A 12,632-nucleotide genomic window follows, 5' to 3' on the forward strand; every position below is an offset into this window, starting at 1 on the left:
CTAAATTTGGAGGTTATCAACTAAAATGGAAACCTATATTATGAAAACTAAAAGACTAGGGTTAAGAAGATGGAATGACGCTGACCTCATTCCCTTTAGTAAAATTAATCAAGATCCACGGGTAATGGAGTACTTTCCAAAACTTCTTTCTCAGCAAGAAAGCGAAGAAATGATTAAAAAAATTGAAGAGAAAACAAATGAAAATGGTTTTGGGCTCTATGCAGTAGATTTATTATCAAAAAAGGAGTTTATTGGTTTTATAGGCCTTAGTAGGCCAAACTTTGAAGCTAGTTTTACTCCATGTGTTGAAATTGGTTGGAGATTAGCCTACCAACATTGGGGAAAGGGGCTAGCAACAGAAGGAGCACAAGCCTGTCTGGCATTTGCATTTAATTTGTTGAGAATTCCAGAGATTGTTTCCTTTACCGCCAAAGAAAATCAGCGTTCAATTAAGGTTATGGAGAAGCTTAATATGAAAAAAGCCGGTGAATTTATGCATCCTAATCTTCCAGAGGATCATTCCCTTAGGAAACACGTTTTATATAAAATCTCAAGGGAAGGTAGATAAATGATTGGTAAGAGGGAAGTAAGACGTTAGGAACTAGTCTTTAAGGGGGGATATCTATTATATGAATATAATCATTAATGAGGAAATAGATGTAGTTGAATTAAATGAGTTTCTTGCTACTATAGGATGGGACATTAATCCAATTGAAAAGTTAGAAGCTACAATAAAACTATCTTGGGGCTGGATTACGGCAAGAGATGCAGAAAACAAACTAATCGGTTTTGTTCAAGTATTATCAGATGGAATCAAACATGCCTATATTTTGCGCCTATTGGTACATCAGGATTATAGAGGAAATGGTATTGGTAGTAAAATAGTAGGGGCATTAATGGAACTACTAGAAGAACATAAGTTAAACCCTATATTAATTACAAAACCTACGGAAGAATCATTTTATAATAAATTTGGGTTTGAACGGCAACAAAATGGCTTTATTTCCTTACTAAAGTGGAAATAGCAATGTAGAAGTTTAGTGGATATTTGAAGTTGTCTATTGTTCTATAGTGATTTAGTGCTATATCAAGAAAAGGGGGAATTAAATGGGTAACAGAATTTCCAAACTCATGAAATCCATCGTATCGGTTTTATCAACAAGCTTTAAAAGATTTCCAGAATCCTTACTGTTGTCTTCATTAACGGTGTTTATATTAATTTATATGAATCATTTAGACTGGCAGGAGTCAGCCTTAAGAGATACCTTAACTAGATTAGCTATGGTCTTGGCGTTGGGGGTACCTATAACCCTTTCTACAAAAATGTATTTTGAGAGAAGCAAAGGATTAAAGAATAGTATTAAGGGCGGTATATATTTTGTAGTTGCAGCTTTTTTATTATTGTATTATCTTTTTGGTCTGAAGGATAGGGAAATGGTAGATATAACTAGGTATATTGCTGTGACTATTGCTTCCTACTTAATTTTTACGATAATACCCTATTTTTATCAACGGGAAAACTATGAACTCTATGTGATCAAACTAGTGACCCGTTTTGCTATTGTCTTCCTCTACTCGGTAGTACTGTTTCTAGGTCTGGTGGCTATATTATTTACAATAGAACAATTATTTTCTGTACCAATGCCTAATCGATTATATATGGATATATGGCTTATTGTAGTTGGCATCTTTGCACCTGCTTTTTTCCTAGGAGAATTACCTACTTATAATGAGAAATTAAAGTTAAATGAGTATCCAAAGGTATTTAAAGTACTATTCTTATACATTGTAACGCCTTTATTATCTGCCTATACAATTATACTATACAGTTACTTTATTAAGGTAGTAATAACTAGGGAGTGGCCCCAAGGTTTAATCTCTAATCTAGTCTTGTGGTACGCTGTCATTTCCACAATAGTTGTTTTCTTTATCAAACCTCTAGTTGGATCTAACCAATGGGGAAGAATTTTCACGACAATCCTTCCAAAAGGAATACTGCCTTTACTTGCTATGATGTTTATTTCTATTGGAATAAGAATCAATGCATATGGAATAACTGAAAGAAGATATTTTGTTTTAGTTTTAGGCTTATGGGTTACTGGTTGTATGATTTACTTTGCCTTCAGAAAAAAAGCAAGAAGCATAATCGTAACTATTTCAATTGCTTTAATTGCTATTATTTCTGTTGTTGGTCCATTAAGTAGTTACTCAGTGTCTAAATTTAGTCAAAATCAGAGATTTAGCAATATCTTAGTTGAAAATGGTCTACTTCAAGATGGAGAAATTAGGCCTGTTGATGAATTACCTTTCAATGCACAAGTTGAAATTAGTCAAATTCTGAGCTACTTTAATGGAAACCATTCTCTTGATGATGTTAAGTATCTAGATAAAAATTTCTCCTTTAGTGATATGGAGGAAGTTTTTGGTTTCCCTTATCATAATGTTAATAATTATAATTATCGTGAATATTATCATTATTTTGTGAATGAAGATGACCTGGTATTTGATATTAGTGACTTTGATTATTTTACGATTTTGAGATCTTATGGATATGACTACAAACAACTAGGTAGTGTAGATGGATCAGAAAATAGTAAAGTAAGTATGGTATATAATGCTAACACTAAGAAACTAACCATTTCTAGAGACGATCAAGAGCTTATTAATATCAATTTAGAAGATTTGACTGAGTCGATACCAGAAAAACATGGAGCATATAGAGGTAGTCTTAAAAGTGAGGAATTAGCCGTTGTTACAGCGAATGAAAATATTAATGTTCGTCTACAGTTTAGAAACTTATCCTTTATAGGTAATAAAAATATTGATCAGAGAGATTTAGAAAGTTTTGAAGCATATGTGTTTATAAAAATTAAATAGTAGTCCAATATAAAAGCAGTAATTTCAAGTAAGAGACATACTTAAAGTTGCTGTTTTTAGATTTTCCTTACAATTAGTAAGTAAAGGATATAAAATGGGTATCGATAACATAATTAAGAAAATTAATGGAGATATTTAAACTAAGAAAATAATAATGAAAAAGGAGGTCAATGATGAACAATAGAAAGACAATCTTAGGTATTATTATTCTAGTACTCTTTTTAGTATCTTCCTCTGAGGTATTTGCTGGTGACATATTGTGGAGGATAACCCATAACGATCAAGAAGCCCTTATTATTGGAGAAATAGTTTATGAAGTTGGGAACAGTTATAGAGTTGAAGTAAAACATGTTATTAGTGGAATTCTTCCTAATGGAACAATATCCCTTAGTAACGATTTTAGTTATATAGGCATAAATGAAAAACCACAAGTTGGAGATTTTTTAGTTCTATCCTTAGATAAGAAGATATTAAATTATTATATAAAATATGGTGCTTTTAAAGCCAACAATGGAGACTATGAATCCCTAAAACTGTATAAGAATGATTTACCCCATATATTACAGGCTGAATTTACAGTACTAGAATATTATATTAATACTAATGGCGAGCCTATAGACTATTACTTTGAAGGTGATAAGGTATTTTTAAAGAATGCAACAGGAGAGGATTTTCTAATCTTCTCAGCAGATAATGTAGCAGTAACTACAGCACTTGTCGAAGATCAGCCCTACAATTTAGAAGAGATCTTTAGCCCGACTAGCGTAGTTGACAAAAACATTTCATTCATTAATAATAGAGTTATATTAGGTATGGTCTTAAGTGGTGTGCTGGCAGTAATTTATCTTTCCTTCATTAAGAAATAGTAAAAAGAAAAAATAGTAAAAAATAGTGAAAAATAATGATAAACACTTATTTACCCCCAGATGATTGGGGGTTATTAATTGCTGTAGTTTAGATGGCATGAGAATTGCTTAATTTTATATGTAAGAACTATCTTTAGGTATAAAACAAAGGAAAGGAAAGCTCTTTAGTGTACTATGCTGGTGAGTGAGTATCATTTCCTACGCTAAAGTGTAGGATTTACTACAGTAGATAGTAGTTGGAAAGATAGTAGTAAAAATAATAGTAAAAATTTTGGTATTGATTCTAGCGGAATAGAGTAGAGGGTAATAAGGGGAACTATATCTATGGAGGTAGTGAAATGGAAAAAATAGGTGTCGTAAAATCTCTAGAAGGAGAACTAGCATTGGTTGAAATTAGGAGGGTTAGTGCATGTGGCGAAAATTGTTCTTCCTGTAAAGGAGGGTGTTCTCCAACACAGGTATATGTTAAGGCAAAAAATCATGTAAATGCATCAGTGGGACAGTATGTCAAACTATATTCAGAAAGTAAAACAGTGATGAAGGCTGCCTTTCTAGTATATATTGTACCTCTTTTTAGCTTGTTTTTAGGTATAATGATAGGTATGACGGTTTCTAGTTATTTCAATTACGAAGATTATAAAGAATTGCTTGGAATTGGTGTAGGCTTTGTTTTTTTAGTAATGTCTTATATTTTCTTAAATCGAAGAGATAAAAAGTTAAAAACAGAAATTGTGATCACTGATATCATTTCCTAAGTATTCTTAGATTAGATAGGGAAAGAATGTATCGTATTAGTATTAGATGGAGGATTATATGAAAAAACCTAAAGTAAAATTATTTGTCATATCAGTAATTAGTATAATGATAATTTTGATGGCTCTTAATTATGGATTGCCATACTTTCAAGCAAATAGAGCTACTGCTGAAGCTTTACAAATAAACTTAGTTGATCTAGGTCTAGATGAAGTTATTGATGGAAGTTATGAGGGAGAATACGCTATTAGGATGGTAACTGCGAAAGTAAAGGTTATTGTTGATAATCATAAAATAGTAGATATTGAGCTTTTAGCCCATGATCATAGCAAAGGACATGAAGGTTCGGATATCATTAATAGGGTAATATCAAACCAGAGTCTAGATGTTGATGTTGTAACGGGCTCTACTATCAGTAGTAAGGCTATACTGAAGTCCATAGAAGTAGCACTTGTAAATAAGTAACAGAACAACATTTGAAAAATAAATAGAAGAATAGACGTTTATTATACTTAAACAAATGACTCTTTCAATAATGAAGGGGTCATTTATTTTGCAAGAAAACTATCATGTTAGTTCATGAAGAATTTACTTAGAATTGTCTAATAAAAAAATTGTCGACAACAAAATAAAGCTTTGTCGAAGATAGAGAAGAATGTCGGGAAATAGAAGCTGCAAAAATAAAAACTTAGTTAAATATTTAACGATATCTGTGGATAAAACTAATAGTTATTCACAGGATAGTTTATAAACATTGATTTTCCAATAAATATTAATATAATGATGGTGTTGTTATGAGATGATTAAGCTAGATCAGTGATCTACAGTTAGATTAAGAAATAGGATTTTTAGTTTAATAGATCGAATCAATTAAGGGATTAATAGAGAGATTATTAACAAAGCTATTAAATAGAAATTTAGGGTAAAATCTTAACAAATTAATTACAAAGGATTTACTAAATATAAACTAGAAAAAATATTTAAATTCAAGAAAATAATTAAACTAAAGAGATTCATTAAAAAATATTAAAGAGCTGATCAATCTAAATAATAAATACAAAAATCTAGTTGGATATTCATAATATTAATTATAATATTGATCAATTGATTATATTAATTAAGCTACTTTGCCAATAAATAAAAGATATATGGATCTAAAAACTAATAAAAAGTGAAAAAGAATTTAATAATAGAAGATAAAAAGTAGCACAATTCAAGTAATGAATAATAGATTAAATAATGCTAAAACTAGTATTAAAAAGAGGTCTAGCGAAACCTTTACAACTATTCTTTAAATGTATATTTAGGGAATAGTTGGACCGAAAAGAAAATTTTATTATAATTTTATATAAATTAAAGAAAATTTTCCCTTTTTTTTGAAGTTAAGTAACATGTTGAACCCTTATAACCTTTTTTATTTATGAATAACTAGATTAAATTTAATAATGTGATTGAACTGGTTATCTGAGAAAAAATGTGTAGTAAAACTATAATTAATATAAGATTCATATTAATATAAAATAATTTCTATTTTAAAGATTTATTTTACTAGATATTTGTAGATCTACTCCATTATAGTAGTTATAGAATTTATCCATTTTTTGCTTTAAATTTGGTAAATCAATATACACCCAATTTTTGTGGTTTAATTCTACTTTTTTATCTGTAGGATATCTAAACCCAAATGAAGTTGGATCAAAATCATTCATTTGATTTACGTATTGTTCTGCTATATCAACACTTTTTTTATCTTCATCAGTAGCAGAATATTTGATAATGATAGGCTTAACATATACCCATGATTTTTTCAAATCATGTCCCACTTTATTGATATATTTTATTTTTTCCTCAGGTGATACTTCTGCGTATTTTAAATAAATATTTTTTAAGCAAAGTTCCATAACCTGTCTATATAAAAAAATAATTGGATAGATAAACGTATCTAAAACATCTATTCTTCCCTTTTTACCTGCCTCTAATGCAATATCGATTAATTCATCTGCTCCATTTTTGTAACCTTCAATATATCCATAAAAAGCAAGACCTAGACTATCCTGCCATCCATAATATGAGTAAGTGCCAAAGACAGTACCATGCTTAAATAGTACATCTCCATCTTCAATCCAAAGAAATTCGTTAACGTCCATTTTTATTCAAGCCTCCTAAATGAAAAAATTAAGCTTCTAATTTAACTTTCTAAACTCCGTAGTCTAATTGAACTTCTTCATATAAAGATTAAGGAGCAGCATCATTTTCAAATTTATAATAGCCCTTTACTTGATTATTAAAGCTTATACTGTAAGATCTAACAATACAATATACGAGTATTATCTTATAAGGTTAGGTGACATCTATTCTCCACTAACCTCATAAATAACAACTTCTGGTTGTGCATTAATCCTTAAAGAGACTTTAGTTGTACCTAGTCCCTTCGATATAGAAAAGTAGCGATCCTTACCAATTTTTTTAAAACCAATGTGAAATTCATCATAGGGTGTTTTGCTTAAATAAGGGATATTTACTTGCTTGCCATGGGTATGACCTACCAAAATATGATTGAAAGAAATTTGATTAGCTTCGATGTATCTAATAATCCTTGGTGAATGGGCCAACATAATACTAAAGTGACTATTTAGTTGCTTATTGGTAAGATCATAGGACTCATTTCCATAGGAGGAATTATCGAAACCGTATATAAATATATTTGTAGCTCCCACTTTTAATAAGTGACTTTCATTAATTAGTAGTTTTAAATGACGATACTTTTTGACCTCTTCCATTAAAAGATCTAAGGTAATAGATCGTTTCTTAAATAGATTTACTTTTTCTCTACGTTCATAGTTCCCTAAGACCAAATACACAGGAGCATTGATACAGCCTAGTTCTTTAATAACATCAGGCAAATTCTTTTGATTGGCTGAATAATCACCCGTTACTACGACAAAATCAGGTTGATTAGAATTAATAATGTCCCTAAGTTTACCATTTAAAAAGATACGTTTATTATGGATATCTGATATATGTATGTACTTAATTTTATTAGGAATGTTCTTCTTAATTTTAATAGTGTGTTTTCTAACAACATGTGTGCCATAAATTGCAACAAAAATAAAAATGACTGAAAGTAGAAAAATTATTATGTTCATAATTGAATAGTTGATCAAAGGTGTCACCTCTATATAAATTACGTAAGGGATATTAAAACAATATTAATTTAATAATGGAAAAATATAAATCAAGGTATATCAGATTAATTTATTTAAGTTTAAAATCTATCCCCGCCACTCCAATTACTTTCCCATTCTTTAAAACAGGCCTACTAATCGTAGCAGAGTAAGATTCGGAAGTTATATCAACATAAATATCGGATAGATGAACCCCGTCTTCTACGGCTTCATAATACCAGTTACGAGTTCTAGGGTCATAACCATCTGGCAGTTGTAGATATGGGTAGAGATTGAATTCTCCCGATTCTTTAGCAAAATAAACACTTATAATTAGTTGATCATTTTTTGAATATAAATTTTCCAAGATATTTAATATTTCAGAAGGATCTTCAATATTTATTTCTAATAGCTCATGGACTAGTAAATCGATTGTAGTATAATAATCTTCAAAATTTGCAATGATTTCTTGATACTCCCCAAAGTCATATTCTGATGATGATGCATCTATACCCATATATTTTAGCCCAGAAGTAAAGTCATCACTACATCCAGAAAGAGTCATTACACCTAAAAGCAGTACATAAATTATTAACAATGATTTATATTTCTTCATTAGTATACCCTCCTATGTTTCATATTTATATAAGAATAAGTTGATCTTCTTCCAACTAACTTTATTAATAAGCTATTATCTTCTATTTTTTTTATATTAATTAAATTTATATTAATTAATATTTAGATACCAAATTAGTTGGACTTCTTCATCGTTGTCTTCATAATAAGCATATTCGTCGATACTAACTAGAATAGCTCCGTTCTTAGCATAGAACCTACAAGCAGGAACATTATTGTTCTGACATTCGATTTTTAGCTGTTTACAATTCCTTGTTTTGCTCCAATCTTTACTAGCAGAAAGAAGCATTGTGCCTATCCCTCTCCCCTTATAATCAGGATGAACCCTTATATCCCATAATACAGATAGATCTTCTCTACTATTTAACATATTAACTCCCTCTGTTCTATAAACAAGACATGCTCCACCAACAGGTTTGTCATCGTCATAGGCTATAAAAAAACCCCAGTTACTTATATCAAAATTTTTCTCCCATATAAGGGGCTTCTCTTCTTTACCTAAATCTTTTATGTAAGGTTCAACTTCTATTTCTTCAAAGATAATACCACCGAGTCCTCCCTTAATCTTTTCTAATTTTAAAATAGTGGTGACTGTATGCCACATGGGAATTTTGGCATATTCTTGTAGTTCTTCCTTAGTTACCTCTTTAATAGTTATCGTCATAGGTTCTTCCCCCTAAAAATTTACAACATCAGTGTTTCAAAAAAAGGGACAGATTTCTGTCCCTTATATTTACCAGCTTTAGGCTGCTTTTTTCTTTGAGAAGTACTTTTGTAGAATTTCTTGGTTACCCTCTTCAATAGCTTGAACCACATCAAAGGCTTGTTGGATAGAATAGACCCTGTAATGCTCGCAAGTAATTTCTCTATTGTAGGTGTAATCGATACAAATCTTAATCCCAGGAAACTCTTCCAAATTTAATGGTTTATCGTCAATAATTAAGTCGCCCTTTACCTCTTTTTTATTTCCTGTATAAAAGATTCTTTCTTTCGGGATAAAAGGAAAATATTTTGCTAACCATTCAGTTCTATCATTTTGTCCTTCTAATGGTACATCGGTAACAATATTAATAGTATGGGTTTTGCTCCATTTTTCTAATAACTCTGAAGCTCCGTCCATAGGTATAACCTTAAGAAAGAAACCTTGTTCCCTCAAAATATCATATATTTTATTTCCGCATTCTGGTTTGACATAAGTATGGATATCCCAAGTTAAAATATCTTTACGAGTGAGGCTATCTTTGTATCTTCTATTATATTCCTCTAACCAAGGAGTGTCGAGATCACCGATACAACCATCAACATCTACATTTAATACTTTAAGTTTTTGCATTTTACTACCTCCTAACCTAAAAACTTCATTTTGATTGTTTTATCATGTAACATTAGATTTTAAATTATATTCAAATTAAGGGATTATCTTGCCATCTATTATATAAATAGAATAAAAATAACTAGTTAATACAACTTTGGAAAATCATATACCTTAAGTGATTGAGCAACGACTGTGTAATGACAATAACAATGGCACATCTAATAAATACCCATAAATTGACTCATTAATAGTATCGTAAGGAAATTACAGGGTCATAGTAATAGTTTATAGATTGATGAAGTTTTTAATATGCTTGGATATACAGAATCGGAAAAGTTCCTCTTTAGGTGAGCTTTTAATAATTTAAACACGTTCCTCACGCTCATAAACATAAAATGTGTGGTTATGCGGATTATCACTATCGACGATCCCTTCTTTTTTTGAAAGTAGTCTCCATTCATTAAAATCTATCTTAGGAAAAACAGTATCTCCCTCAAATACTTCATCAATTAAGGTAATATAAAGTTTTTTAGCATAGGGAAGAAATGTTTTATAAATTTGCCCTCCACCTATGATAAATACCTCATCTTCATTTTTAAATGTTTCAAAAACATCATTCATAGAAGGGAGAACCTCACACCCTTCAATAATTTTAACAGATCGAGAAAGCACTACATTCTTTCTCCCAGGCAAAGGTCTACCTATGGATTCATAACATCGCCTTCCCATAATAATAGGATGGTCCATTGTTGTACTTTTGAAGTATTGAAGATCACTTGGGAGAGACCAGGGCATACCGTTATCCTTTCCGATAACACCATTTTTACCCATTGCAACAATCATTGAAATAAGCATTAATAACAACTCCTTGATATAGATATAAATAATAGTTGGATTTCGTTTCTTTTTTTAAACATCATGATAAATTCTAGATTAACATTTCCAATAAATGAATATAAGTTCTGTGGGACATTATGCAATGTACATAACTATTTTCATGAAGATCTTCTTAACGTAATTATTGTATTAAAAACAATCTACTGCTTTAGTATTTGACATAATTCATTCAAACCCTCCTAAAATATTTAATAATATAACTTAAGCTTATACAAAGTATAAAGTGATATACACTATTTTTCTAATGAACTTCTTTAATATGAATTTTGTAGATTTAGATTTAGTTTCATTAGTTGATCTTCATTAGTGTTGTTTAATTAGATAGATAAAAGATAGCAAAAGCTGTAGGAAATGAAACCCTCCTACAGCTAGGTAATTCTATTATTAAGATAAAATTAAGATTAAAAACTAAGATGTTTTTACAAGGCTACTTACATGGATAAAACTAGAAGGCTAACAAGCTAAGAGGTAATATTGGAAGAGATATACTTGTGTTCGAATTAATCAACAAGCAATAAACCTGCAGCCAGTTTATGGGATATTATTCTTCTAATTTAATAATGTGAAATTCTCTTAGCATATTATTAAAGCGAGCACCAAAACCTTCGAAAGCCTCAACGAAAAATTGTTGCTTAATGATAAATGTGCCACCTTCTGTATTATCTATCAAGTAGTATCTAACAACAATATCATCCCATTGATAACCCTTTTGTCCCTGAATTAATATACCTTCTACAGGACTGGTAACAGAATCTTCAGTTCTATTGATTTCGTATTCTGCTTTAACTAGGTTTTCAAGTGCTTCTTTTAATTCATCAATACTTTGATCTGTAACTTGCTGGATTTCCATATAGACTTCAGGTACATAATCTGCCTGATGAATAGGCGCAATTTTGTCTTTCCCATCAAGAGCATCCATTTTAAACATTTCTTCATCGAAGTAGATAACATAACCTAATTTGCTTTTTTGTAGCGTTACATCCCGTTCTTCTTCCATACCTTCTAATTCTTCAGTTATTGTTTTTTCTGGTGCAAAAAACTCTCTTATTCTATCTATAGTGGCATGACCAGGAGCGGTGCCGGCTAAAAATACTATCAAAAGGGCAGCCGCTACTGTACCAATACCCCAAAGTCTTTTTCTACTGTTATTCTTTTTAATTTCAGTTCTCATTTTTCTAGATCCCTCCATTTTAAAATCCTTTTCATAATGAACCTCATCTATTCTCTTTTCAATTTTATTCCATATTTCATCTTTTAACTCTACTGAAGCTTTACTTTCCTTCAAAAGAGAGTTTCTAATCTTTTCATCCAGTTCGTCATCTATTTTTCTATTCATATAGCTTCCTCCCTTCACTGTACTTTTCCAACATTTGTCTAAGCTTTTCTCTACCTTTATATAGGCGAGACTTTACTGTATTGACATTTAGATCTAAGGTATCGGCAATTTCTAGTTCTGAAAAACCCTTTAAATACTTTAATATAATAGGAACCCGGTTATTTTCCTCTAATTCTTGAATTGCTGAGTATAAGTCCTCGTATTCTTCAAACCTATGGGAATCTTCCTCTGATAATAAAGGATTCTCTTCAATATAGTCGCTTATAGCAATGGTCTTTGACTGATTTTTTAATAAACGATTACATTCATTCACTAAAATTCTATATAACCATGGTTCGAAGGGTTTGCTTTCATCAAAGCTATCTATATTTTTATAAATACGAATGAAGGTTTCTTGTACTGCATCAGCTGCATAGGTTTTATTCCTTGTAATTACTGTAGCTACCCTTATTGCGTAGTCTGCATATTGATCATAAAGGGCTTTAAAAGCTTTTTTATCGCCATCCTTAATTCTACTAACTAATTCCTTCACTATGTCACCACCCTTCAATGTTGTCTTCATATAATATACCTCCCAATCTAATAAAAAGTTTTTTGAAATGATTATCATTTTATTAATGAGTATTATTTTATTTGGAGTTTAACTTTTCTTTATATATAATATACCTTTAAAAATCTTAAAAAGTTTTTTGATTATAAAAAAATATAACCAATCTAAAAAATAAAACCTCTTTTAGTAATCTCAGTAGGTAAAGGGAGAACTCTACTGATTATATACTAAAGAGGTT

Annotated in this window: 14 protein-coding genes; 6 read left to right on the forward strand and 8 right to left on the reverse strand. The window is 30.4% G+C overall.

Translation table 11 applies throughout. The features are described 5' to 3' along the window. The first annotated feature begins 25 nt into the window (after positions 1–25). The 6 genes from T335_RS0112275 (at position 26) to T335_RS0112300 (ending at position 4,961) form a co-directional block, all read left to right on the forward strand. Positions 26–568 (forward strand): GNAT family N-acetyltransferase, encoded by a 543-nt coding sequence (locus tag T335_RS0112275; RefSeq protein WP_242837296.1) that lies wholly within the window; start codon positions 26–28, stop codon positions 566–568. Between the two features lie 61 nt (positions 569–629). Then, positions 630–1,025, forward strand: a complete 396-nt coding sequence (locus T335_RS0112280; RefSeq protein ID WP_026477820.1) for a GNAT family N-acetyltransferase — start codon at positions 630–632, stop codon at positions 1,023–1,025. Positions 1,026–1,107: 82 nt separating this feature from the next. Then, the gene (locus T335_RS0112285; protein WP_051569294.1) at positions 1,108–2,877 is read left to right on the forward strand and encodes a DUF4153 domain-containing protein; all 1,770 of its coding nucleotides are present in this window, start codon (positions 1,108–1,110) and stop codon (positions 2,875–2,877) included. Between the two features lie 173 nt (positions 2,878–3,050). Further along, positions 3,051–3,743, forward strand: coding sequence for a hypothetical protein (locus T335_RS0112290; protein WP_026477822.1), 693 nt, complete (start codon positions 3,051–3,053; stop codon positions 3,741–3,743). Between the two features lie 338 nt (positions 3,744–4,081). Beyond that, positions 4,082–4,498, forward strand: a complete 417-nt coding sequence (locus T335_RS0112295; RefSeq protein ID WP_026477823.1) for a SoxR reducing system RseC family protein — start codon at positions 4,082–4,084, stop codon at positions 4,496–4,498. 58 nt (positions 4,499–4,556) lie between these two features. Beyond that, positions 4,557–4,961 carry an FMN-binding protein gene (locus T335_RS0112300; protein WP_026477824.1) on the forward strand — a complete coding sequence of 135 codons (405 nt, stop codon included), beginning with the start codon at positions 4,557–4,559 and terminating at the stop codon, positions 4,959–4,961. A 1,067-nt stretch (positions 4,962–6,028) separates the two neighbouring features. Here the strand turns inward: T335_RS0112300 and T335_RS0112305 are convergent. The 8 genes from T335_RS0112305 to T335_RS0112340 form a co-directional block, all read right to left on the reverse strand. Beyond that, complete coding sequence (locus tag T335_RS0112305; RefSeq protein WP_026477825.1) at positions 6,029–6,643, reverse strand: hypothetical protein; 615 nt, start codon at positions 6,641–6,643, stop codon at positions 6,029–6,031. A 204-nt stretch (positions 6,644–6,847) separates the two neighbouring features. Next, on the reverse strand, positions 6,848–7,660 hold the full coding sequence (locus tag T335_RS0112310; RefSeq protein ID WP_026477826.1) for a metallophosphoesterase: 813 nt from the start codon (positions 7,658–7,660) through the stop codon (positions 6,848–6,850). 91 nt (positions 7,661–7,751) lie between these two features. Next, the gene (locus tag T335_RS0112315; RefSeq protein ID WP_026477827.1) at positions 7,752–8,276 is read right to left on the reverse strand and encodes a cache domain-containing protein; all 525 of its coding nucleotides are present in this window, start codon (positions 8,274–8,276) and stop codon (positions 7,752–7,754) included. Between the two features lie 111 nt (positions 8,277–8,387). Further along, on the reverse strand, positions 8,388–8,960 hold the full coding sequence (locus tag T335_RS0112320) for a GNAT family N-acetyltransferase (RefSeq protein WP_026477828.1): 573 nt from the start codon (positions 8,958–8,960) through the stop codon (positions 8,388–8,390). Positions 8,961–9,038: 78 nt separating this feature from the next. After that, positions 9,039–9,629 (reverse strand): 5' nucleotidase, NT5C type, encoded by a 591-nt coding sequence (locus T335_RS20620; RefSeq protein ID WP_051569295.1) that lies wholly within the window; start codon positions 9,627–9,629, stop codon positions 9,039–9,041. A gap of 345 nt (positions 9,630–9,974) precedes the next feature. Then, positions 9,975–10,466, reverse strand: a complete 492-nt coding sequence (locus T335_RS0112330) for a dihydrofolate reductase (protein ID WP_026477829.1) — start codon at positions 10,464–10,466, stop codon at positions 9,975–9,977. 583 nt (positions 10,467–11,049) lie between these two features. After that, positions 11,050–11,844 (reverse strand): hypothetical protein, encoded by a 795-nt coding sequence (locus T335_RS0112335; protein WP_026477830.1) that lies wholly within the window; start codon positions 11,842–11,844, stop codon positions 11,050–11,052. Next, the gene (locus T335_RS0112340) at positions 11,837–12,406 is read right to left on the reverse strand and encodes an RNA polymerase sigma factor (protein ID WP_242837297.1); all 570 of its coding nucleotides are present in this window, start codon (positions 12,404–12,406) and stop codon (positions 11,837–11,839) included. Before T335_RS0112340 ends, T335_RS0112335 begins: the two co-directional genes overlap by 8 nt. Positions 12,407–12,632 lie beyond the last annotated feature (226 nt).

This window comes from Alkaliphilus transvaalensis ATCC 700919, assembly GCF_000621485.1.
Classification (GTDB): Bacteria; Bacillota; Clostridia; order Peptostreptococcales; family Natronincolaceae; genus Alkaliphilus; species Alkaliphilus transvaalensis.